Origin of the sequence: Methyloprofundus sp., assembly GCF_965251085.1 — a bacterium.
Lineage (GTDB): Bacteria > Pseudomonadota > Gammaproteobacteria > Methylococcales > Methylomonadaceae > Methyloprofundus.
This window is the reverse complement of the sequence record NZ_OZ252594.1, coordinates 1,426,528-1,451,087: the sequence shown is the minus strand read 5'-3', so window position 1 is coordinate 1,451,087 and position 24,560 is coordinate 1,426,528. Positions and strand designations below refer to the sequence as shown.

The 24,560-nt window shown below is 40.7% G+C and carries 22 protein-coding genes and 3 pseudogenes; 23 read left to right on the top strand and 2 right to left on the bottom strand.

Going from position 1 to position 24,560, the window contains the following annotated elements; genetic code table 11:
- Positions 1-214: 214 nt before the first annotated feature.
- The 22 genes and pseudogenes from smpB (at position 215) to ACQY3F_RS06495 (ending at position 20,652) form a co-directional block, all read left to right on the top strand.
- On the top strand, positions 215-697 hold the full coding sequence (gene smpB, locus ACQY3F_RS06600; protein WP_428354105.1) for an SsrA-binding protein SmpB: 483 nt from the start codon (positions 215-217) through the stop codon (positions 695-697).
- 92 nt (positions 698-789) lie between these two features.
- Entirely contained in the window at positions 790-2,442 is a 1,653-nt protein-coding gene (locus tag ACQY3F_RS06595) for a putative bifunctional diguanylate cyclase/phosphodiesterase (RefSeq protein WP_428354104.1), read from the top strand.
- The gene (locus tag ACQY3F_RS06590) at positions 2,388-2,792 is read left to right on the top strand and encodes a HopJ type III effector protein (RefSeq protein WP_428354103.1); all 405 of its coding nucleotides are present in this window, start codon (positions 2,388-2,390) and stop codon (positions 2,790-2,792) included. The genes ACQY3F_RS06595 and ACQY3F_RS06590 overlap by 55 nt, the downstream gene beginning before the upstream one ends.
- Positions 2,793-2,794: 2 nt before the next feature.
- Complete coding sequence (locus ACQY3F_RS06585; RefSeq protein WP_428354102.1) at positions 2,795-3,841, top strand: NAD(P)/FAD-dependent oxidoreductase; 1,047 nt, start codon at positions 2,795-2,797, stop codon at positions 3,839-3,841.
- A gap of 175 nt (positions 3,842-4,016) precedes the next feature.
- The gene (locus ACQY3F_RS06580) at positions 4,017-4,400 is read left to right on the top strand and encodes a hypothetical protein (RefSeq protein WP_428354101.1); all 384 of its coding nucleotides are present in this window, start codon (positions 4,017-4,019) and stop codon (positions 4,398-4,400) included.
- Between the two features lie 184 nt (positions 4,401-4,584).
- The gene (gene trxC, locus ACQY3F_RS06575; RefSeq protein ID WP_428354100.1) at positions 4,585-5,022 is read left to right on the top strand and encodes a thioredoxin TrxC; all 438 of its coding nucleotides are present in this window, start codon (positions 4,585-4,587) and stop codon (positions 5,020-5,022) included.
- Between the two features lie 174 nt (positions 5,023-5,196).
- Positions 5,197-6,732, top strand: a complete 1,536-nt coding sequence (locus ACQY3F_RS06570) for a CHAD domain-containing protein (RefSeq protein ID WP_428354099.1) — start codon at positions 5,197-5,199, stop codon at positions 6,730-6,732.
- A gap of 10 nt (positions 6,733-6,742) precedes the next feature.
- Positions 6,743-7,486: a ParA family protein gene (locus ACQY3F_RS06565; protein WP_428354098.1), complete on the top strand. Its 744-nt coding sequence runs from the start codon at positions 6,743-6,745 to the stop codon at positions 7,484-7,486.
- Positions 7,487-8,035: 549 nt separating this feature from the next.
- Positions 8,036-8,437 (top strand): annotated as a pseudogene (gene tnpA, locus ACQY3F_RS06560) (IS200/IS605 family transposase).
- 152 nt (positions 8,438-8,589) lie between these two features.
- Positions 8,590-8,958, top strand: a complete 369-nt coding sequence (locus tag ACQY3F_RS06555; RefSeq protein WP_428354097.1) for a hypothetical protein — start codon at positions 8,590-8,592, stop codon at positions 8,956-8,958.
- Positions 8,959-9,183: 225 nt separating this feature from the next.
- On the top strand, positions 9,184-9,612 hold the full coding sequence (locus ACQY3F_RS06550; RefSeq protein ID WP_428357628.1) for an NUDIX domain-containing protein: 429 nt from the start codon (positions 9,184-9,186) through the stop codon (positions 9,610-9,612).
- Positions 9,609-11,249, top strand: a complete 1,641-nt coding sequence (locus ACQY3F_RS06545) for a phosphotransferase (protein ID WP_428354096.1) — start codon at positions 9,609-9,611, stop codon at positions 11,247-11,249. Before ACQY3F_RS06550 ends, ACQY3F_RS06545 begins: the two co-directional genes overlap by 4 nt.
- Complete coding sequence (locus tag ACQY3F_RS06540; protein ID WP_428354095.1) at positions 11,242-12,168, top strand: GAK system ATP-grasp enzyme; 927 nt, start codon at positions 11,242-11,244, stop codon at positions 12,166-12,168. The genes ACQY3F_RS06545 and ACQY3F_RS06540 overlap by 8 nt, the downstream gene beginning before the upstream one ends.
- Positions 12,169-12,181: 13 nt before the next feature.
- The gene (locus ACQY3F_RS06535) at positions 12,182-13,288 is read left to right on the top strand and encodes an HprK-related kinase B (protein ID WP_428354094.1); all 1,107 of its coding nucleotides are present in this window, start codon (positions 12,182-12,184) and stop codon (positions 13,286-13,288) included.
- Positions 13,285-14,259 (top strand): histidine phosphatase family protein, encoded by a 975-nt coding sequence (locus ACQY3F_RS06530; protein WP_428354093.1) that lies wholly within the window; start codon positions 13,285-13,287, stop codon positions 14,257-14,259. Before ACQY3F_RS06535 ends, ACQY3F_RS06530 begins: the two co-directional genes overlap by 4 nt.
- Positions 14,259-14,954 carry a histidine phosphatase family protein gene (locus ACQY3F_RS06525; protein ID WP_428354092.1) on the top strand — a complete coding sequence of 232 codons (696 nt, stop codon included), beginning with the start codon at positions 14,259-14,261 and terminating at the stop codon, positions 14,952-14,954. Before ACQY3F_RS06530 ends, ACQY3F_RS06525 begins: the two co-directional genes overlap by 1 nt.
- Before the next feature lie 2 nt (positions 14,955-14,956).
- On the top strand, positions 14,957-16,288 hold the full coding sequence (locus ACQY3F_RS06520) for a metallophosphoesterase (RefSeq protein WP_428354091.1): 1,332 nt from the start codon (positions 14,957-14,959) through the stop codon (positions 16,286-16,288).
- Positions 16,289-16,292: 4 nt separating this feature from the next.
- The gene (locus ACQY3F_RS06515) at positions 16,293-16,562 is read left to right on the top strand and encodes an amphi-Trp domain-containing protein (protein WP_428354090.1); all 270 of its coding nucleotides are present in this window, start codon (positions 16,293-16,295) and stop codon (positions 16,560-16,562) included.
- Positions 16,563-16,659: 97 nt separating this feature from the next.
- The gene (hspQ, locus tag ACQY3F_RS06510) at positions 16,660-16,971 is read left to right on the top strand and encodes a heat shock protein HspQ (RefSeq protein ID WP_428354089.1); all 312 of its coding nucleotides are present in this window, start codon (positions 16,660-16,662) and stop codon (positions 16,969-16,971) included.
- Between the two features lie 153 nt (positions 16,972-17,124).
- Positions 17,125-18,375 (top strand): IS4/Tn5 family transposase DNA-binding protein, encoded by a 1,251-nt coding sequence (locus tag ACQY3F_RS06505; protein WP_428354088.1) that lies wholly within the window; start codon positions 17,125-17,127, stop codon positions 18,373-18,375.
- 82 nt (positions 18,376-18,457) lie between these two features.
- Positions 18,458-19,668 (top strand): annotated as a pseudogene (locus ACQY3F_RS06500) (ISAzo13 family transposase).
- Between the two features lie 3 nt (positions 19,669-19,671).
- Complete coding sequence (locus ACQY3F_RS06495; protein WP_428354087.1) at positions 19,672-20,652, top strand: IS4 family transposase; 981 nt, start codon at positions 19,672-19,674, stop codon at positions 20,650-20,652.
- A gap of 309 nt (positions 20,653-20,961) precedes the next feature.
- On the opposite strand, the pseudogene ACQY3F_RS06490 reads toward ACQY3F_RS06495, so the two are convergent.
- A pseudogene (locus ACQY3F_RS06490) lies at positions 20,962-21,926 on the bottom strand (IS1595 family transposase).
- A gap of 359 nt (positions 21,927-22,285) precedes the next feature.
- Here ACQY3F_RS06490 and ACQY3F_RS06485 point away from each other — a divergent pair.
- Positions 22,286-23,005, top strand: a complete 720-nt coding sequence (locus ACQY3F_RS06485; protein WP_428354086.1) for a DUF2231 domain-containing protein — start codon at positions 22,286-22,288, stop codon at positions 23,003-23,005.
- On the opposite strand, the gene ACQY3F_RS06480 is transcribed toward ACQY3F_RS06485, so the two are convergent.
- Entirely contained in the window at positions 23,006-24,202 is a 1,197-nt protein-coding gene (locus tag ACQY3F_RS06480; protein WP_428352931.1) for an ISAzo13 family transposase, read from the bottom strand.
- Between the last annotated feature and the right edge of the window lie 358 nt (positions 24,203-24,560).

Sequence of the window (24,560 nt, the reverse complement as noted above, 5' to 3'; positions counted from 1 at the left end):
TAGTGCAAGATATGGGTTTCACAGTGCTTGCAAAAAATTTTAGCATCACCCATAGGTTAAGCGGACATTTTTTGGAAGTGCGGTGGAATCAAGAGCTTGTGCTAGAAAACGTGAGCAACTGATTTTTTTAGGTTAATGAGCATTAAATCTAATACACCCTAAAATCGATACATTATACATTTTCCTAAGTATTAAAAAACAGAATTGAAACCTAATGGCCGGAAAGAAATCCAAGAAAAGCAAACAAAGCGATAATACCATTGCAAAAAACCGCTATATTTCACACGAATATTTTATTGAAGAACGCTTTGAAGCAGGTCTTGTGCTGGAAGGCTGGGAAGTCAAAAGTATGCGTGAAGGCAAAGTGCAATTGAAGGAAAGCTATGTGTTTATCAAAAAAGGCGAAGTATGGATCTCTGGCATGCATATCTCGGCACTCAATTCAGCCTCTACTCATATCACTCCCTTTGCTACACGAGTACGCAAGCTACTGTTACACGCCCAGGAAATTAGCAAACTGATTGGTAATGTAGAGCGCAAAGGCTATACACTCGTACCTACTTTTCTATATTGGAAAAACAATCGCGTAAAACTGGAAATTGGCCTGGCCAAAGGTAAGAAATTACATGATAAACGCGCGACAGAGAAAGACCGTGACTGGCAGCGCGAAAAAGCGCGTAACTTAAAACTAAATTAAATAATAAGGCACCTGAAAATAAATAAGCGTCCAATATTTGGGCAGGATTTTTGTTTCCAGGTACCTAACCCAGTTCAATAAGAGCGTGAAATATGTCCCAATCTATCCAAAGCTCGCAGTTACTACTAAATGTCAACATCTTAAAAGGCCAGGTAACAAAAACAGCCTATCAAGGTGTTTTTATAGCCTTATTCAGTATAATTATTGCGACACTTTTAGTAAGTCTATTTACTACAGGCGAGATTTCAACAGCAAGCATTATCCACATACAACGAGAAAATTACGGCTTATGGGTTTTATATTCATTTCCGTTTATTTTCGGTTTCTGGGGGCAGTATTCAAACTCTCTTATTGTCTATCAGGCGGGGGCAATGATCCAGGATCAGACTAATGAGTTACGCTATAAAACAATCGCTTTAGAAAAACAAGCAACGCACTCCTCGACACATGATCTGTTAACCGATTTACCTAACCGTTCGCTTTTTTATGATCGTGTCGAGCAAGCTATTTTAGCTGCAAATCATCACAACACCTCATTATCAATCCTATTACTAGAAATCGAAAACTATCAAAACATTTACGACACTATCGGTAGAATTAGCAGTGATATATTGTTAAAACAAATATCTATTCGCTTACAGGGAAGCGTACAAAACAATAACTGCATTGCACGCATAGAAGGCAACACGTTTGGTTTTCTTAACAAGGATAGAAATCAAGATATTGTACAAATTGCCCGTAATATCCGCCAAAGTATGAATATGGCTTTTACGGTAGAACGCCTACAAGTAGCAGTACAGACTTGTATAGGTATAGTAAATTTCCCGCAACACGGTGAAGATGTTGACACTTTAGTACAGAAAGCCGGCATTGCTTTATATATTGCCCGCAATAACAAAGAAGGTCTGGCAGTTTACAACCCTGAATTTGATCAACACAGCCCATTACGCCTCACTTTAATGAGCGAACTACGTAATGCCATCAGCCGCAATGAACTCATTTTATATTACCAGAGCAAAATATCTCTACGCACCAATAGCCTGTATGGTGCTGAAGCATTATTACGCTGGAATCATCCCAAATACGGCACTATTTCACCCGATGAATTCATCCCCATGGCGAAACGCACTCGAAGCATACAGGAAGTGACAAAATGGGTAATCTGGCAGACATTTACTGACTGTGCAAAATGGCACCAGCAGAGCATCAATTTAACGCTGTCTATCAACTTATCTGCTAATGATTTACATGATCCAGACTTACCTGATTTAATCGCAGGAATTCAGGTTGCAACAAATATAAACCCTGAATGGATCATGCTTGAAATCACTGAAGGATCCATAATGAGCGACCCTGAAAAAGTCCAGGAAATTCTATTACGTCTGCACAATATGGGCTATAAGTTTTCTATTGATGATTTTGGCACGGGTTATTCATCATTAGTCTATTTAAAGAAAATGCCCTTATCTGAACTAAAAATTGACCGTTCTTTTGTGCGCGATATTTTAAACAATGAAAGTGACGCTATTATTGTGAATGCAATCATCAACCTTGCCCATAACCTCAGCTTGAACGTTGTTGCGGAAGGGGTGGAAGATGCCGAAATAATGGCCAAATTAGACGCTTACGATTGTGATATTATTCAGGGCTATTTTCTAAACAAACCGCTACCAGAAAATGAATTCAGCGCATGGATGCAAGACTCTCCATGGACTTTAAACACATCCTCACCCTCGAAAATATGACACTAAACATTTTTGTAAACAAAGTAAAATCAAGCCAGGAAATTAACTTTGCTGACAGCATGCATATCATCAATGAATTTTATGATTACACACCCACCCGATTTAGCAACGGCTTAGGCAATCAAGCCGTCATTAATGAAGCCAGTACGAATGAAGGTTCGTGTAAAATATTTGCCTTTGCGCAACTCCAGCAACTTGATCAAGAACAGACATTAAAGCTGTTTGGTGAATATTATCAAGAGGTGTTAAATGACCCACAAGGCACTGGCCATCAAAATATAAGAAATTTTATGCACTCTGGCTGGGGCGGCATTCAGTTTAACGAACAAAATACTTTACGCCTGAAATAAAGGTGAGAAGGCAAGTAGACTATCTGATTATTGGCCAAGGATTGGCAGGTAGCATACTCAGCAGAGAATTAATAAAACAGGGTTGTAGCATCCAGTTAATTGATAACCAAAAAGAAAACGCGTCACAAATTGCCGCAGGGTTAATAAACCCTATTACTGGAATGCGCCTGGTTAAAAACAAAGAGTTAGATATTCTATTACCGAGTGCAAAACAAACATATCTACAGCTAGGTCAGTTTTTTCAGCAGGATTTCTATCTAGAAAAACCAATGTTGCGAGTGCTACGCAATACACAAGAACTGCAAAAATTTAAGCAACGTATTCAAGATTCGGCTTATCTTGATTACCTTGAACCTAATCTGAGACCCGCTCCTGATTCAATTATTGCGCCACTAGGCATCATTCAACAAAAACAGACGGGTTACCTTTTAACACAAAAATTATTAGCTTGTCTAAAAAGCTATTTTCAGAAGAAAAATTGCTACCAGGCTGAACAGCTTGATTATCAAGACTTGACTATAAATGACAATATCCAATGGCAGGATATTACAGCCAAAAAAATTATATTCTGTGAGGGCTACCAGGCAATAAACAACCCCTGGTTTAAATATCTCCCCTTCCAGTTAGCAAAGGGGGAAATACTCACCCTGACTACAGCGCAAACATTACTACCTGAACTACTAAATTTTGGTCACTGGCTAATTCCACTAAATAAACATCAATTTCGCACCGGTGCGACTTTCGATAATATTAATTTGAACACACTCACCACCCAAAAGGGTAAAAACACATTACTCAAAGCACTCACTCGGGTAATGCCAGCACTCAACTCAGCAACAATCGATACACAACAAGCAAACATACGCCCCACAACTCTGGACAAAATGCCTTTTATAGGGCAACATCCCGAACACAAAAATATAATGATCTTTAACGGCTTTGGTGCAAAAGGCAGCTTACAGATACCTTATTATAGTAAACAATTTGTACAGCACTTATTAACTAATGCACCCATTGCACCGGCAGTTAATTGCCAACGTTACAGATAACAAACAAATACCTTTTCATACCATTTGTAGCAAAATGACCATGATTTTCAATTTAATTGATTAATCAGCTTTGCGGTCATTTAATGCTCACAATAATTGTGTTAGAATCCTACATAACATGTGACTGTCTAGATAGAAACGTGTTCTTATAATAACAACTACGAGGTATACATATATGAAATTATTAAAAAGTGCTCTTATTGCCTTCACATTAACACTTTCTTTAGGCTCTTTTTCAACGACGGCTCTTGCTTGTGAAGACGGAAGAACATGTTTTGGTCCAGCCCAGGCAACTGATATTGTTTTAGGTCATATTGCCATGGCTATGAAGTCAGTTGAAGCAGGAGAGAATGGCCCTACTGCTATTGCTCATGTTAGAGCAGCACTAAAAGCCAGTAAAGAAATCAATGCCAGCGACCAAGTTGACCGGGCTCGCAGTCGTGCAAATGGAGATCTTAAAAAAGCTAGATCTGCATTCAAAAAATCTGACATGCAAACTGGTGAAGATTATTTAGGTAAAGCTGAAAAAGCATTTACAGATATTAAAAGACAACTTTAGTCTGTTGTTGATTTAAATAAAAGTTCGAGCGGGGGTTAACGGCATTCGCCAGAAACCCCTCTCGTACCATTAATGACCACCCATCTTGTACAATTCTCTACCCCCGCTTAGCAATATTACTCAGTATGCCAATTGCTATTGACTACTCGTATAAACAAATCCAAAAAATTCTCTGGGTAATTTTATGAGTCATTCACTTCATATCGTCTGCCCTGCTTGTTCATCTACCAATCGAATACCTTCAATTCGCCTTAGCGAAAATCCAAAATGCGGCAAATGTCATCAAGCCCTGTTTATCGCTCAAGCTGTTGAGTTAACGGCAAACAATTTCCAGCAACACCTTCAGCGTAATGATATTCCACTGCTTGTAGACTTCTGGGCTTCCTGGTGTGGTCCGTGCAAAGCTATGGCACCCGCCTTTAAATTAGCTGCAACTCAACTGGAACCAAAAACCCGTTTGGCAAAGCTGAATACTGAAAACGAACAAGCAATTGCAGCGCAATATGCAATTCGCAGCATTCCGACCTTAATACTCTTCAGTAATGGTAAAGAAATCGCCAGACAATCAGGCGCGATGGACACTCAGACTATCGTAAGCTGGGTTAAAAAACACCTAACTTAATCTCAAAAAACCAACACACTGTCCTTGCCCACAGATTAATTGATCTTTGTCATAACAAGCAGGCGGGTAGCATGGTATTATGTCTGGCAAAAATAAGCTGATAATCGCAGCAAACAATCTTCAGGTTTTTTTACAACACTTATAAATCACAATAACTAAACCTCATAAAAAAAAATGACAGCAATCCCATTACACTTTGAATTGCCTGAAAGCCTGACGGCTACAAAATTTTTAAAAAAACTGCAAAAAAAAATCGACTTTGAGATTGCTTCGCAACAATACACAATCAAAACTTTTTATGATAGTTTCGATTGGCGGTTATACAGTACAGATATCATTTGTGAACTAAACCAATCTAAATCAGCTTCACATGTCAGCCTGCTCGATAGAAACACCGGGACATTTCTGGCTCTCGAAGAACAAAAAGACATGCCACAATTTAGTGATCAATTCCGTAAAGGTCGTCTAAAAACGCAATTATCAGCGCTACTGGAAATGCGGGCTTTAATGCCCTTGTCCCAATTACCGCATCAAGCCTATCGCCTTAACGTACTCAATAAAGATAAAAAAACTGTCTTACGCATACGCCTGGATGAATATGAATCACTGCCAAATCGTATCAGCTTACAAGTCTTAAAAGGCTATGAAAAAGCGTTAGAAAGAACCAGTTTATTATTACAGAACGTACTGCAGTTAAAACCAACAACGCCTTGCTCTGTTCTGGATCATGCACTTAAACTGCAAGGTCGTAAAGCCAAAGACTATAGCTCTAAACTCTCGATACAGCTAGAACCTGAAATGCATGCGGATGAGGCGAGTATCATTATCTATCGTCAGCTATTACGTTCCATGAAGATTAATGAAATAAATACGATTGCTGATATCGATAGCGAATTTTTACATGATTTCCGCGTTGCTATCAGACGTACCCGTGCTGGCTTAAGCCAAATTAAACACACACTACCTTCACCTATCGTTGCCCAATATGCTGTATTTTTTGCCTGGTTAGGCCAGATCACCGGCCTAACACGAGATATGGATGTTTATTTATTAAGTTATAAGCAATATAAAGAAGCCCTGCCCGTCTCTTTACGAGAAGACATCACACCGCTTTATGAATTCCTCAAACAAAAGCAGCAGCAGGCACAAAAAGAATTAGCTGAAAAACTTAGCAGCCCAACCTATAGAAAGCAATTAGACGCTTGGGAACAATTTTTAAAAAAACCCTTAGCTAAGAAAGACAAAGGTATAAATGCAAAAATAAGCATTAATAAATTAGCTGACCAGCGCATCTGGAAAGTTTATAAACGTATTATTCTTGAAGGTAAGTCCATCAACGAATCTTCTCCCGCTGAAGCGCTGCATGACCTTAGAAAGACCTGTAAAAAATTGCGCTATTTAATGGAGTTTTTTCAGAGCCTGTATCCTAAAGAGGATATGAAATCATTGATTAAAGCGCTTAAAGACTTGCAAAGTGTCTTAGGAGATTTTCAAGATTTTGAAGTTCAGGAAACCAATATCAAGCATTTTAGTGAAGAAATGATGGCCAAAAACACACCTTCTAATACCTTTCTGGCTATGGGTGTATTAGTACAGTATCTAGATTCCATGAAATGCAAGGCACGTAATGAATTTGCTGCACATTTTGCACTTTTTGAACAATCAGAAAATCAGACTGCTTTTAAACACCTATTTGCGCATAAGGCATAGGAGAAGATAAATGAAAATCATCGCAACCTATAGTATTAAAGGCGGAGTTGGCAAAACTTCAACAGCGGTTAACCTGGCTTTTATAGCTGCACAAAAAGGTTATAAAACACTCGTCTGGGATCTCGACCCGCAAGGCGCAAGTACTTATTATTTTAGAGTCAAGCCAAAGGTCAAGGGTGGCAGTAAACAACTGATAGCTGGTGAACGTAAGTTAGATGGCTTAATTAAAGCAACGGACTTTGATAATCTGGATTTATTACCGGCAGATTTTTCTTTCAGAAATTTAGATCTGGTGCTCGATGAGCGCAAAAAACCGACCCAGCGCCTGAAAAAATTACTGGCTCCGCTAACTAAAGAATATGATTTAATAATTCTCGATTGCCCGCCTAATATCTCTTTATTATCAGAATCCATTTTTGAGGCGTCTGATGTTCTGCTCTCCCCTATTATTCCGACGACACTTTCACTGCGCACTTTAGAGCAATTAAAAAAATATATAAAAGATAACAAGCTTAAGAATATACAGTTGATTCCTTTTTTCTCTATGGCCGATAGGCGCAAAAAAATGCATAGAGAGATTATCGAAACCTTAGTTGAAAAACATCCTGATATTTTGCAAACTGTGATTCCCTATGCCAGTGATATAGAACGTATGGGCTCGGAGCGCATGCCATTAGGTGCCTACATTAACAGAGGCCGATCGACAGATGCCTATCAGGCACTGTGGCAAGAAATCATTGCAATTATTGAATAATAATCATCCTTCTAAGGCGGTGAAGTTTAACCAGACGAATAGCTCAAACAAAACTGTCATAATTCTGTCACATTTCACACCTTATAATAGACAGCTGAGTTACGTTCTAAATTTATTACCCCATAAGTACCCAAGCATAATTAATTCAACATTTTACTTGTCTTTTTTCTCATTTTCAGCGTTGTATAAATAGTTGCGTAGCCTGCTATGCACCGTGTATGCGCCTTGAAAATGAAAAAAAATTCTGCGTAAAATTTGTTAAATTAATTATGCTTGGGTACTTACTCAACACCCTGGAGAACAAGCTAATGTCTAAAAATATAATTCTAAAACTGGCAGAATTTAGCCTATTTATTCTAAGTCATACTACCTATGCAGCACCTCACTATAATGTTAATGACTACTATCAGGTGTACAAAGATGGACGAATTTATATTACAACTTAGATAACCGCGCCCTGTGGGCGGGGGTAAAAAAAGCTTTGCGAAAAGGTCTGCTCAAGAGTATCAAATAGTTAAGTTGTTCCCGCAATTTAACTAGGAGAAACAAATGAGCAGATTTCAAAAATTAGCACATGTCGTCTGGTTTTGCCAGTACCCTATTGTTTTTGTGCCAAAGTACCGTTATCAAATTTTAAAAGGAGATCTTGGGAAGTATGTTTACCAGAGTATTTATGCTCATACTGAGAGAGCAGGGTGTGAAGTTATCGAATTAAATGTACAGCCTGATCATGTCCATTTGCTTGTGAAAGTTCCCCCAAAGATTTCAATATCAGATTTGGTTGGGAGAGTAAAAGGAAAGACTGCAATTTAAGCTTTCCAGAAATTTCCCAGTTTGCGTACAAAGAAATACTGGGGAAATCATTTTTGGTCGGCTGGTTACTGTGTTGATACCGTAGGTATGGATGCAGAAATGATAAGAAAGTATGTAAAGTTCCAGGATAATAAATAACCACTGAAATATTGGGAACAACTTGATCTTATTTCAGCAAGGCCCCAGAGGGGTTTTGCTGAGGACGGCCTTTTAGGTCGAACTTAAACCACGTTTTATAAGCGTGGTAGTTAATTTTTGATGATTTTGCAACCTATGACACCTTTAATCAGGTGGGCGAAACAGCTTATCGTTTAACGCGTATTGGTGCTGGTCCTAACAGTGAAACACTGGTTTTCGGTTTACAGAGTAAAGATAAAAAAATGAACTCAGGTTTTGGCTCCGTTGCACTATATGAAGGCACCGCCGAAGGGATTACTGATGGATTTTATGGCGAAGTCATTAACGATGGCCGCATTTATGTGTTCAATGAATGGGCTGATCTAAAAGAATTCTTATCGGTCGGCGAAGCCATTTTCCGTTTCACCCAAATCGGCGCAGGCCCTAATGGCGAGACCGTGGTTTATGTACTTAACAAAAGCAATAAAAAACAACAACCCACTGAATTGATGGCAGAATTTTCACGTAAGCACAAAAAATAATTCTTTATTACAAATCACCAGGCAAGTTCTTTTTAACAGGGCTTGTTAATATCTCTATGGTTTTGGATAAATTTAACAATAGTACAAAGCCTGCAATATCACAGCCCATAATGCAAATACTAGCTCCTTATATACGTAATACAGTTCGTGCCGTGATAATCCTAGAAACCGCAGTTGAACACGAATTTTGTGGAAAATCCGTGTTCAACTGCGGTTTCTAGGATTATGCAAAATGGAGCTATCCTGATGCAGAAAAAACAGTATCAGACAAAGAGCACCTTTTACAGCTTGCCTGGTGGCGCTCAAGATCCGGGCGAAAGTTTAGTAGAGGCCTTGCACAGAGAGTGCCAGGAAGAGCTAGGTACAGAAGTCATTGCTGGAGAGATTATACGCTTAGCTAATTTTTATAAACCCAAATCACAACCTGCCCTCTATCAACAGCAGCACCAACTAGACGTTCTATTCCGTTGCCAGCTAGCTGAAGAAGCATATACCCCGGTAAACGGTCCACACTGGGATAAACACCCGGTTGCAATTGAATGGATTGCGATAGATAGGCTCAGCGAAATTCAGCTCTCCCTTAGCTTTTTACAACCAATGCTATTTAATATCCACGCACCTTATCAGCCCATTTACCTAGGGAAACATAATTGAGCACCCAGTTACCCGAAAATCAACTTAATAACCTCCGCTTTCTTATAGTTGAAGTCGGCACGCAGATATCCAATCTACAGGATTATATAGCCAGAGAAGGCAAAAGCTTTGCCACTGGAAGCTTTGATCGTAGCGGGTATATTCATAATCTGAAACTGCGCATCCATAACGATGGTTATCTGAAAATGCATGAAGCAGGCAATAATGAAAGCGATATTATTGCATTTCGCTCTATCGACAATATCGCCAACAACCTAGAACGCATTGCCGAATTATGCCTGGATTGCACACATCATATTGCCGATTTAAACAACAAAGACTACCTGTTTGGGGATGAATATGAGCAACTCTTGGACCGGGTTGTTCTAGGTATCAGCCTGATAGAACGCGCAAACCAGGACAGTAATTCACAGCAGGCACTTAAGATAGCCGAACTACAACAAAAACTATGCAAAAACTGCCAGAAACTGACCGATACTTATAGTAAGGAATTAAAGTCGCGAAAAAACACCGGTGATTTGATCGCTGCCCTGTTTGTGATAAAAAGCATTAAATCTATGGGCGATGCCCTGCTGAAGATATGTGATGCAACTTTGTCCAGAAACCTGGGACAGACGATTAATGTCGACCGCTATAACACTTTAACCCGTTGTGTTGATCATTTACAAAAAACAGCCGGCAGTAAAAAGCTGGTTTTAGATAGCATCGCAGAAACGCGTTCAGGTAGTGCCATTTCTGGGATCAGTGTAACCAATAAAGATGCTATTATCGCTATTTTTAAAGATGGAAAAAAACACAAGCTTAAAGAAGAACTCGAATGTGTTGAACGCTGGCATGAAATCTACCCAGGTATTGCGCCACAAATATTATCCTTTCAAAAGCAAGGCCAATCCGCTGCATTACTAATTGAGCATATAGAAGGCTCGACCTTTGAAAATATCTTGCTACAGGGCTCTGATAAACTCCAAAAGCGATCCTTAAAGCATCTGACTGCAACGCTGGATGATATATGGCATAAGACTTTACGTAAAAAATCTATCAATGCACAATATATGCAGCAGCTGCTCAAGCGCTTACCTGATGTATATAGCATACACCCGGAATTTGAACAGCAAAATGCACATATCGCCGGAATTAGCTTTCCTGCCTATACAAAATTGCTAAAGAAGGCTTACAATCTCGAACAATCCTTAGCTGCGCCTTTTTCCGTGTATATACATGGTGATTTTAATACCGATAATATCATGTATTCTTCGGCGCGAAAGAAAATCAATTTTATCGATCTGCACCGTTCCGGTTTTATGGACTATGTACAGGATATATCAGTATTTATGGTCTCTAATTACCGTTTACAGGCCATAGATCAACCCTTTAGACAAAGAGTATTACGCGTTAATATGACGATGTATGATTTTTCTGCTGAATTTGCCAGGCAACATAAAGACCCTACTTTTGAGCTACGCCTGGCGCTTAGTCTGGCACGCTCACTAGCGACATCTACTCGCTTTACCCTGGATAAAACGCTGGCCAAAGCCATGTTTTACCGTTCCCGTTTATTATTAGAACAAGTACTCGCCCTGAATACAAAACAGAGTGCAGATTATCGAGTGCCCGTTCAGGAGATTTTTGTTGCTTAACTTAAAAATTGCGGTAGTAGGCTTGCCTGGAAAATGGTCTACCGAAACATTAGCGGATGCTATAGAAAATAAAACCGGCTTTCGTATGATTGTTGATATGGATAAAGTCAACCTGAACCTCGAAAGTCGCACTCTGATGCACCAGGGAGACAATCTATGTGAGTTGGATGCCATTATCATTAAAAAGATAGGCAGCCAATATTCACCCAATAGCCTGGATCGACTAGAATTGCTTCGTGTTGCTGAAAGTTCAGGGGTTAAAATATTTAGCCGACCGGAAAATATCTTACGCTTAATTGATCGGCTAAGTTGTACCGTCACCTTGCGCAATGCCGACATACCTATGCCTGCAACTATTATCACCGAGGTAATAGACGAAGCCATTGCCGCTGTAGATAAGTTTGATGCAGCGATATTTAAACCTCATTATTCGACTAAAGCACGTGGCATGTGTGTGATTAGTAAAAAAGATGGCAGAAATAAAGTCCGCAAGGAAATTGAAGCCTTCAAGACTGAAAATCCGATGATGTATATTCAGCAAAAAGTGTCTTTAGGAGGTCGGGATATGGGGCTTATGTTTCTTGGAGGACATTATTTAGGCGCTTATGCCAGAGTGACTAAAAACAATGCCTGGAACACCACGATAAATAGTGGTGGAGCATACGCACCCGCCGCCCCTTCAGCTGACATTATAGCTATGGCAAACAAAGCTCAGGAGCTGTTTAAAATGTCCTATACCACGGTCGATGTCGCGGAAACAGATACCGGTGCCACTGTTTTTGAAGTCTCGGCCTTTGGTGGTTTTCGTGGCGGAAAAGAAGGCTTGAACCTGGATGTTGCCGAGCTATATGTTGATTATGTACTCAATCAACTTGCACAAAACAGCATTTCAAATAACCTAATTCAGCGCGTAATTTAACCTTACACAGACAATGACATCTAACACCCAAGTACACGATTTAAGCGCAGAATTAATGCAAGGCATCCCCTTACTAAAACAATGCTTGTTTTTACAATGTGGGAATTGTGTTATTAGTCTGCAAAGTAATTCTTCTCCTTTACTAGAGGAATTACAGCACTACTTTAAACACCTGGTGATAACACAAACCACCGCTGATATAAGCATTATAGCGATTGAATCTGCTCCGCTAAAGCTCTCTTATTCCTTTAAGGACTGGCCAAGAGAAGCTAGTAAAAACGGACGTAAAGATACTTATTATTCATTAGAGGGTGGCAGGCTTATTTATAAAGTGCGCACCGGCATGATATTTTTACAAAGTAAAAACAGTAGAATTGCTGCCGGGCCTTGTGAACAAAATCCCAATCAAGTCATTAATTTTATCAATAGTCAGCATATGAGTTGGCTACAGCAACGAGAATGGTTAATTTGCCATGCTGCTGCTGTAGCCTATAAAAACCGGGCCTATGCAATAGCCGGATTTTCTGGTGGAGGTAAATCCACCTTTATGCTGCATTTAATGGACAATGAGAAAATTGACTTTATCAGCAATGACCGCTTATTTATTCGCGCTAGCGATAAGCAAGTCAATGCCACGGGTATAGCCAAATTACCGCGAATAAACCCAGGTACAATTGTTAATAATCCGCGCTTACATGCATTAATCCCAGAACAACAAAGGTTGCAGTTACTCTCCTTACCTAAACAGCAATTATGGGATATAGAAGAAAAATACGATGTGGATATAGAAGTGCTATACGGTCAGGGGCGCATTATTGATGCTAACCCCTTGCAGGCCTTTATTGTCCTGAACTGGAAGCATGAAAGTGAGCAGGATTTTCAGGTTAACAAAGTCGATCTTACACAACGACGTGATTTATTAGCAGCGATCATGAAATCTCCGGGCCCCTTTTATCAGGATACACAGGGAAAGTTTTTAGATGAACATGCTGAGTTTAATGAACCCGCTTATTTAGCCATTCTAGATCAGCTTATTATTTATGAAGTCAGTGGTAAAATCGACTTCTCTGCGTTACAAGCCTATTTTATGCAAAACATTATTAACGAGACAGATTCATGAGTAGACAACTGCTGATATTGCGCCACGGAAAATCAGACTGGGGCATCGAAGTCAGTGACTTTGAGCGCCCCTTAAAAAAGCGTGGCAAAAGATCGGCTCAGCGTATGGGGGCATGGTTACAACAACAAAAGAAAATTCCCGATTATATTATTAGTTCTCCGGCTGAAAGAGCCAGAAACACCGCAGAAAAGTTAGCCAAAGCCATGGGTTTAAGAGCGCACCAGGTGCATTATGATTCTCGCCTCTATGCAGCAAGTTTAAGTCACCTACAAAGTGCGCTTGCAGACTGCCCGCGAGATGCCGAGCGTGTTTTGTTAATCGGGCATAACCCTGAGCTAGAATCCCTGATAGAGTTTCTCAGTAAGGAAACCGTGTCCATCCCTGAAGACGGTAAATTACTTCCCACGGCGACACTGGCAACTTTCGATATGCCTGATAACTGGATCGAGTTGAGCAAAGGCTGTGCTAAATTGCTCAGCATTACCCGTCCGACTGATCTTCCAGATAGTTTTCCCTTTAATGGCTTAACAGGTGTAGAACAGCGTGACCGCCCAGCTTATTACTATTCCCAATCAGCAGCGATTCCGTATCGTATAAAAAATGCTGAAATTCAGATATTATTGATTTCTTCCAGTGGTAACAATCATTGGGGTATACCTAAGGGTATTATCGAGCCCGGACTATCTGCATCTAAATCAGCGGCTACTGAAGCCTGGGAAGAAGCAGGTATTGAAGGCATCATCAGTGATCAAATGCTGGATTATTACCTACATGAAAAATGGGGAAGCACTTGTACTGTTCTGGTTTTTCCTATGCATGTCACTAAAATATTAAGTGATGATGAATGGCAGGAAAGCCATCGCCGCAGACAATGGCTACCGCTGAGAAAGGCCAGTTTGCTGATCAAGCATACTGCTTTACAAGCTATTTTTGCAAACTTAGCGACTAGCCTGGCAAATAAAGTAGGCTAATGGCCAGAGTCATTGCCGCTTTAATTCGGCACGGAGATTACCAGCAACTTAGCGATACGCCCAGCGCGCACCAGCCTTTTGCTCTAAACGCTAAAGGTCTAACCCAAGGAACAGAGCTAGCGGCAATCTTGAACTCATTCTGTAATGCGCAGCAATGTCAGATACAGCCTATGATTGCTACGTCAAAATTACTACGCGCATGGCAAACTGCACAGCAATTGCTTATCGATTTGAATCAGCCTCGCATGCAGATTCAGCAATATGCTGATCTGGCAGAACGTTGCGTAGGTAGTGTCGCCAACCTCACCGTGGCGCAAATACGTGAACTGATCAAACTTGATCCGCGACTGGATGATTTACCGAGTGACTGGAAATCCGATAGTCACTACTGCCTACCTTTTCAAGGAGCTGAATCTCTGCTTGATGCAGGACAACGTGTGGCTAAGCTTTTAACAGCTGAAATACAGATTCTGCAGCAACAAAGTAGCAGTGATCAATTAAAAATATTTGTCGGCCATGGTGCTGCCTTTCGTCATGCTGCCTATCATTTAGGTATCATTGACTATGAACAAATTGCATTACTGAGCATGTTCCACTGCCAGCCAGTCTATATAGAATGCCTACAAGATGGTAGCTGGCAACATATCGGCGGAGCATGGAAGATAAGAAGCGAACACAGCCAATATACGGATTAGTTATGTTATTTAATACCCTGAAATTACCCTCTTATAAAGGCCTGAAATGGCTAACCACCGACTTACCCAGCAAGCCCCAGAACTGGCCTCTAGGAAAAGTTCATTCTTCTGCAAAAGACCACAGCAGTCCTGCGGGCCTAGTTGAGCAATTGCAACAGACTTTACAGGAACATCCCTGGATATGGCCTAAAGTACCGATATTGTTTTTCTCCGATCTACATGCCGATGCCGATGCCGATGCCTTTATGGCCTCGCTGGTCGCATCGGGTGGCATCAAAAAAACCGGGCCGTTTGATCAACAATTTAAATTAACTCATACCGGGCGCAAAGCACGCTTTGTTATCGGCGGTGATTGTTTTGACAAAGGCCCGAGTAACCTACGGCTACTACGTTGCATTCGTCTGTTAATGGATAGTGGAGCCAAAGTACATATACTGGCGGGTAACCATGATATCCGCGTTAAGCTAGGCATACGCTCGGTCAATCTGGATAAATCACCTAAAAGTGAACATTTTTTTATTCGCATGGGTGCTAAAGCCATTCCCTTTCTCAAAGAAATAGAGCAGCACTATTTACAAGGCAAACATGCCCTCAAACATATCCCGGATGCAAAGGAATGTCGTAAGCGTTTGTATCCTTCGGAAAGCTGGTTTAAAACCTTTCCTGAAGCTGCTAAAGGTATCTTAAGCGAAAAAATCATTAACAAAGAATGCAAACACTTGCAGGAAAAAATCAATGACTTTGAAAATGACTTGCAAAAAGCTGGCATGGATATACGCATCGCCTACGCCGCTGCAATTAAATGGCAAGAACTGTTCTTAGAAAAAGACGGCGAGTTTTACTGGTACTTTAAAAAAATGCGTCTGGTTTTACATAAAGGCTCGTTTCTCTATGTACATGCCGGGGTAGATGACCGTATCGCACACATGATTAATGACAAAGGCGTTAACTATTTAAACCAGCAATTCAAACAGCATCTACAGGACGAAATGTTCGACTTTTATTATGGTCCGCTAGCCAATACTATCCGTACAAAATACCGCGATATAGATATGCCTATGACCAAAAAAGGCAATAGCCTGCTGCGTAAAAAAGGTATCTACGCCATCGTTCACGGGCATAAAAACCTGCGCTACGGTCAGCGCATCATGCTGCGTAAAGGCATGGTAAATTTTGAATGCGATGCCTCGGTAGACCGGCACACCCGTAAAAAAGAAAACATCGGCAACAAGCCAGGTTATGGTGCAGCCGTCACTATTTTTCAACCACAAGGTCGAGTATTAGGCATCAGTACTGATTATCCCTATATTAAACTTTTTCAAACTCCCGCCTAGACTTATGAAGCTAAATAAACAAAGTTTTAAACACGAATCCCTGCAAGATGCCAAAAGCATAGAAAAAATCCTTAAGTCTATCAGTGAAAATATTGGCAAGGGCAAACTTAAATTCAGCGATGAAGAAGACGAAATAGAGTTTCAACCAGAAGGCCTGATGAAATTAAAAATACGTGCCTCACAGGAAGCTAATCAACAAGGCTTTAATATCAAAGTCAGCTGGCAGCGTGAAAACGATGATTTAAAACATAAGACCTTAAAAATAAACCGCTAAAGCTTTAGCTTTACAATCCCCACAAGCGCAAAACATTCCCCGCTTCTCGGCTACTATGGTTATAATCCATAGTAACATTCAACTTTAGGAGTGAATCATGAGTGTCGCTAAATTTTCTATAGGGAAAATTATCCACCACAGCTTATTTAATTATCGGGGCGTAATTATAGATGTCGATTACAAATTTCTGGGTAGTGAACAGTGGTACCAAGAAGTCGCGCGTAGCCGCCCTCCTAAAGACCAACCCTGGTACCATGTACTAGTCGGAAACTCGGTTCATCAAACCTATGTAGCCGAACGTAACCTTGAAATCGGTGAAGATATTAGCGAGCTTAATCACCCTATGCTAGATGAATTCTTTTGCGGCATGGATAACGGCCACTATCAGCTTAAAGTGCGCAAAAACTAGTACAGCATTCCAGAAATCTAATAATGACGAAAGTTGTTAGTTTTAATTAATGGATGTTTTACTAACGAAGTCCAAAAGACAACACTCTAGCACTGCCTATTACCCATAAATTACAGCTGGACAATCAAGAATAATTATTGCATGCTATAAGGCATGAATAAACAAAACCAAATCAAACGAACACTCTCCTTATCAAGCAATATAGAATACATCAAACAATTACTGGAAGGCAAGGGAGTTGAACATAGAAGCGATTTAGCCAAACAAGTCTGTACACACTTTGAATTTCACGATGCACGCGGGAAAATGCAAACCAGTGGCTGCCTGAAAGCACTCCGTGCTCTAGAATCATCGGGGCATTTTGAGCTACCCAGGGTGCAACACAAAACGGGCACAAAATCACCCCGCCGTTTAACGGACTCCGTACCACATCCTGTTGATGTACCCGATGAAGTCAGGCACATTGCAGCGCTTGAATTGGTACTAGTACAAGAGGCAGATCAGATGCGAACCTGGAATGAACTGATGCTTACAGAACACTACCTGAAAGCAGCAATATTGGTGGGCAGGCAAATGCGCTACCTGATTCGTTCCGAGCATGGCTGGTTAGGAGGGATTGGGTATGCCGCGCCGGCTTTGCAATTATCCGCCCGCGATCAATGGATAGGCTGGAATCAAGAAGAGCATCAAGCACAGCTCCATATGATCGTCGGGATGAGTCGTTTTTTGATCCGTCCCAGTGTCAACTGCAAAAACCTGGCATCGAAAGTACTAGGCATGAGCATGGCAACGATAGCAAAAGATTTTAACCGGCAGTATGGATACTCACCCTTGCTCATTGAAAGCTTTGTTGATACCGAGCACTATTCGGGCACCTGCTATAAGGCTTCAAACTGGTTGGCCATCGGAAAAACCAAAGGGCGGGGACGCCAGGACCGGCATAATGACTCGACATTAAGTCAAAAAACGATTTATATGTACCCACTCGATACCTCTTTCAGGAAACAGCTGGGATTATCAGCCAATGCAGGTCTGGGCGCACTGACTATCAGTGAAGGACTGGATGCTGAGCAATGGGCCGAACATGAATTTGGCGGTGCGCCACTGGGCGATAAACGATTAAGTAAAAGGCTCGTCAACGTCGCTGATGCTAAAGCCCAGAATCCTGGCAGTGCCTTCTCAGGGACAGTTGAAGGTGACTGGCCCGCCACCAAGGCCTACTATCGCATGATTGACCAGCCAGAAGGCTCAGCCGTTAATCTGGAAAATATCTTGCAACCTCACCGCGAACGGACAGCGCGACGGATGATGGGGCAAAAAACGGTGCTATGCCTGCAAGATGGCAGTGAACTCAACTACACAAACCTGGATAAATGCAGTGGCTTAGGAACGCGCATGAAATAACTTGAGCAAGTTCATGCATAAATTTAATTATAAAATCATTGTAACGTTGGTTAAAAAAATAAGTTTTGTTTAAAATTAACGAATGATTATAGCTTATGCAAAAGAGATAGAAGAGCGGATGCAAGAATTTTACAGTCGTCTGCCAGAGAAAAATAGACGCTTATATGCAGGCATTGAAGCTTTAAAGCTTGCTTTTGGTGGGGTTACTTATATTGCTAAACTTTTTAATTGTTCACGCAATACTGTTCAATTTGGAATTGAAGCACTTCAGGTGGAAGAAACGATTGACCAAAATCGCAGTAGACGTAAGGGAGGCGGTCGAAAGGCAACCCTTGAAAAACAGCCTGATATTAATGAGGTTTTTCTACTTTTGCTGACAGAGCATACGGCAGGTAACCCAATGGATGAAACGCAAAAATGGACAAATTTAACGCGAGCTAATATTAGCGATTTATTAGCTAAAAAAGGTTTTAAAGCCAGTCGTAATATTGTTAGACAATTATTGAAAAAGAATGGGTATGTAAAACGGAAGCCTTTAAATATAAGGCTGGAGGAGGACATGTGGATCGTAATGCCCAATTTGAACGTATTACCGAATTAAAAGAAAAATATAGTGTTGCTGGGAATCCAGTGATTAGCGTAGACACTAAGAAAAAGGAACAAATAGGGAATTTATCTCGTGAAGGTAAGATTTATACCACTGAGACTGTTGAAGTTTTTGATCATGATTTCCCGTCATTGGCGGAGGGGGTTGCCGTACCGCATACCGTTTATGATCAAACACGCAATGAGGCATACGTCACTATAGGGACAAGTCGAGACACCAGTGAATTTGCTTGTGATTCGCTTCGCCATTGGTGGTACAACTATGGAATACATTACTACTCGCAGGCCACTTCTATTTTAATGTTGATGGATGGAGGTGGCAGTAATTCATCTCGACACTATATTTTTAAACAGGATTTACAAGTTTTGGCAGATGAAATTGGGATTAATATACGCGTTGCTCATTATCCTCCCTACACATCCAAATGGAATCCTGTTGAGCACAAAGCCTTTCCTCATATTACTCGGGCAATGCAAGGTGTTGTTTTAACAAGTCACCAGTTAACAAAAGAATTGATAGAAACGGCAACAACAAAGTCTGGTTTAAAAGTTTTTGCCTCAATTTTAAATAGAGTTTATGAAACGGGCAGAAAGGTTATGGCCGGGTTTAAAGATTCCATGAGAATTGTTTTTGATGAACATCTTAGGCTATGGAATTATGTTGCTGTTCCTGAAAAGCAATTTTAGAAGTTGCTCAAGTTATTTCGTGCACGTTCCTTAGGAGAGTTGAAAGCCAACCAGACCGGTGCAAAAACCAAAGGACTGAATTTACACTCAAGCTTCGCCATTGCGCCCAATGGCTTGCCATTGGGCGTCCTAAAAGCACAGTGTATTGCTCCGCACCCCCGATTGCCCGATGACAAACGTAAGCCATCAAAAATACCGATTGAAGAAAAAAAGACCTTTGTCTGGATAGAGCACCACCGTGACCTGGTTGAATTAGCGGCAACCATGCCGCAAACACAACTGATTAATGTCTGTGACCGGGAAGCTGATTTTTTTGAATTGTTTGATGAACAAAGAAAAAATCCCTGTGTTGAACTGCTTATTCGTGCTCAGCACGACCGTAATATTAATGAATCCCCCTTCAAGCTGTTCGCAGCCATTCGTGAAACCAGAGTACAAAGTCGAGTTAGCGTCAATGTTCCCCAGCAAAGTGCCCGGCCTAAAAAAAGCAAGCAAAAAGCCAAAGCAGCAAGACCAGGAAGGCGGGCAGAACTGGCATTGCGTCACTTAGCCATACAACTCCCTGCTCCCAGCTATTATCATGACAAAGAGCCGGTTGAAATACAGCTTATCCATGCGCTAGAAGAAAACCCGCCTCAAGGCACAAAGGCCGTCGAGTGGTTTTTACTGACAACGATTAAAATTGAATCCGCGAAGGACATTGAAAAGTGTTTGCGTTGGTATACGTTGCGCTGGCGAATTGAAGACTGGCATCGTGTGCTAAAATCAGGCTGTAAAATTGACGATCTTGCTCATGAAACGGCTGAGCGGTTGCGTCGGGCGATTGGTATCAATCTGGTTATCGCCTGGCGGATCATGCTCATGACGCTTCTGGGTAGAGAAACGCCTGAGCTTCCTGCTGAAATATTATTTTCTGATGTTGAATTGCGTACCCTGCACGCCTACGCAAAAAAAAAGATTAAAACCCCCTTTGTTACTAGGTGAAGCTGTACAATTGGTAGCAAGAATTGGAGGACATCTGGGGCGGAAAAAAGATCCCCCGCCCGGTCATCAAATCATGTGGCGAAGGTACGCAGCTTTGCAGCTTTTGTGTGCCGGGTTCTTGCTACTGGAAGGCGGGTGATATTGTGTGTCATGATTTATGGGTAATAGGCAGCTCTAGCCTGCTTATTCGTAATCTTGTTACGCAATTTAATATCTCTGTTCTCGCATTGATTAAATAAAGTAAACCTTTGCCAAGTAAAAGATAAATTTAATCACTGAATCTTGTTGTATTCAGTTGATCATTATTGGCTATGTCTGCATTAGCTGTTGGTAAACACCATTGGCACCGGTAACCTCAATCAGAAATTGCCGTGGATTCATTACTTTTGTATGAGAATCTAACCATCGTTGCCAACCAAGATAATGATCCAAATATTTAGTGGCCACTCCATGAAAACGAAGCATCCAGCCTTTCAGGCGACTATCATATGCATTTACATTTTGAACATGAAAGGCCTTATCGATAACACGATACCCCGCCGCTAGATTAACGGGCCGATGACTCATACCTGATTCTCTAGAGAAAGCTTGATAGCTAGGATGCCCATCAGAGCACAAAATTGCATCCGAATCCAATAAGGGTGTTAATACTTCTGCAAGCGTACCAGAGGTGACTCGGGGTAATATTGCTTCAGAGGTAACACCACTTCTATCACGAACAATAAGTACAGGAACCTGTTCAGCTGAGACACCGCGTTTTGGGGCCTTACCACCCCGTTTGCGTGGCGCCCGGTTTAAACCAGTTTCACCTTTATGTGATTCAAGAAAAAAGGGTTCATCCGCTTCAACTATTCCAGTTAAGTGCTCAGGCTTATGGAGGGTAGGATTCATTAGAAACCTGTGGCGCCAACGGAATGATGTGTTTTTATTAATACCCAGTTCGTTTGCCGCTTTTCGAATAGTAAAACTTTCAAGCATCATTTCTGAATAATGCGGCCAGAGGGACTTATGGCGTAATCTGGCTAAAGGTGTACCAGTCAAGACATTGAATGTTTTTAAACAGGCTTTACATCGATACCGAGGCAAGTCATTTGATTGACCCCAGTGAGTATATTCGGTAGAAGCCAGTGAGGGCAAAGGTTAACTTCACCCAGTTGTTCTTCGCTTAATTCCTGGTGAGCTTTATCTGATAACTCAGTAAATGCTCGTTTCTTTTGGTTAATTGTCAGGTCTGCTGACTGACCTAACCAATGTTGAAAATCTTCGTTTTGCATCATGGCCTCCACGATTTTTTTCCTTTATTATTCATAATAATAGTTCAAAACAACAGCTAATGCAGACATAGCCTAACTTTAACCTAGTTGTTACCATATAAGCCATATGGATAATATAATAACTCAGGCCATATCCCTTACTTTACAAAAAAATAAGGGATAAAACCCAACCCAAGATATTTCATATTAAATAAAAAACTCAAACTAACCGTATTAGGCTAGCGTTATTGATACCACTTTTTATAAAGTGGAAAAATTGAATCCACTTGGAATCACTAGGAAATAAGTAACCATAACCGTATAATACAAAGCATAAAACCCTTTCTCAAAAACTCTAGCCAATTAATTTAAACGAGAAAATGATAGATTTAATATTTGATGTATTACCCCAAATTCATGGTGGTGGAAATCATGGTGGATTGGGCGCAGTAAAAGGCCTAGAAGATTTTTTAACTTTCCTGGAATCACTCTCGACAAAAACACCTGGGGAAATTTTTGCGGCATTTATGCCCGGCATTAGTGCCATGGATAATATCCACCCATTACTAGTCCACTTTCCTATTGTCTTATTAACACTTTTTTTTATTACAGATACTTTAGGTGGTTTATTTGCAAAACCTGGCTGGCGACATTTTGCTACGCCGTTACTTTATATCGGCACACTATCTGCAATGTTCACGGTAGCAGCAGGGTTTCAGGCTGCCTATTCTGCAGCGCATAATGATGCGACACATGCCATTATGTTACGCCATCAAGCCTTTGGTATCAGCGTCACTGTAATAGCCTTATTGCTATCACTACGGCGTATTTTCGCATCTGACAATTTTATCTATACTAGAACCTATGGGCATTTTGCTTTATCTGCATTAATGGTTATTTTGCTTACTCTGGGTGCAGATTTAGGCGGCTTGATGGTGTATCAATACGGTGTCGCTGTTAGGCCTGTTATTCAACTGGAAATCACTGACCCGCAAATCCCCCAGCATGTGCATAGTCATGACTCCGCCGCGCATATACATACTTATGATGTCAATATTGCACCTGATGTGCAGGAAACTAAGGGAGATGGAAAGAAATAATCATCCAGAACAACCAGGAGAAATGGTCAAAAACCATTTCTCCAACGATGGCATTCGGTCAACAAACTGATAATACGTCTTCATTGCTTTTTTACCTACCTTTACTCCTGTTTCATATATTTTTTCTGTTAATTTAACAATAGGTGCTTTGCCATTGTAGGTCATACTTTTGGCAAATTTTAAAGTTGTTTCAACTGTATCCATTATGTCGCCACTAATATGATTTTCATAGGCTCCCCATACTCGTTCAATTGGGTTATATTTACTATGATAAGGAGGGTAGTAGGCCAGTTTTATCTTTATGTTGCTTTTTTCAGCAAACTCCACAAGCCTTTTTATAAACTGAGTTCTGGAGCTACTGTTCTCCATACCATTGTCAGCGTTAATTGTCAGAATATCTACTCCATATTTTTCTTGAATTTCTGGCCAAATTTCTTCCAATCGGTCAACGATGAAATCACTGCTGGCATAGCCTGCTGTAAAGAAAAGGAAAAAATCATCATGTTCAGGCAGATAAAAACCAAAAGGAGTTAACTTTTCCTTAACATCTAAATCATGATCCTCTGCTTTTGTTAAAACCCGATTTCGTCCTCCCCGTGAAAAATTTCCTATATTCATTCTTGCTTTGGCATCAATTGATATACGAATCTCTTTTGGGTTGATATCTGCCATTCCATTGACTGAATGAACTTGTTCAAAAATTGCATCCGTTTCCTTGATTTTCTTATGAGGCTTTGTTTTTTGTACCTTTTTTGGATGGTAACTCAGGTCATTTAATTTTGTATTGATAGTTTTTGAGCAAGGTAATGTTTTTTCATCGTAATAATCAATCTCCAGTAAACGTTTTCTAACTTCTTTAGCCGTTAGCCGGGTATATAATCGACAGGAATTAAAAGAGGGATCCGTTTGACACTCCGGTTCAGCAATTTTTTTTATGTCATCAAGTAGATGAGGAAAATGCTCTTCACTTTTATTACGCCCTCTCGCTGAAAAATTATCTTCTATGGGCTGAGTTTCAAGTTCATATTGTCCTTTTCGGATAGTGCCTCTATTCCATCCTAGTTTTTCTTCAGCAATACTTGCACCACCTGAGCCTAGTAGCTCCACCGTTTCAGCCATGAATATACGACGTACCGAGCCTTTTAAACGATGGGCTGTATTTATAATCCAACCTATAATGCTATCTGTTAATATCAACAAGCTTATCTGCCTAGTGTGAGAATAAATTCAGAATTCATTATTATAAATTATTGAGACACAAGCTTACTTCGTTTGGATGATTATTTCTTTCCATCTCCCTAATGTACATACTCACAGCCACGATGATGGACATTCACACAGTCACTAGATTTTTTTGCAATTTAATAAAACCAGGTAAAGGTAGTTTATACTTCGCGCGGTGACGGTTGCGAATTTTATAGCGAGTTGATTTTGGTCGAGAGCAAAGCCTGCCCCGTACTTGATACGGGGGCGCTGAAATAAGCGCATAGCTAGCTACGCAACTGTTTCAGCAACGCAGCTATCGGCAAAAATCGGCCGCCAGAAAACCGCAACC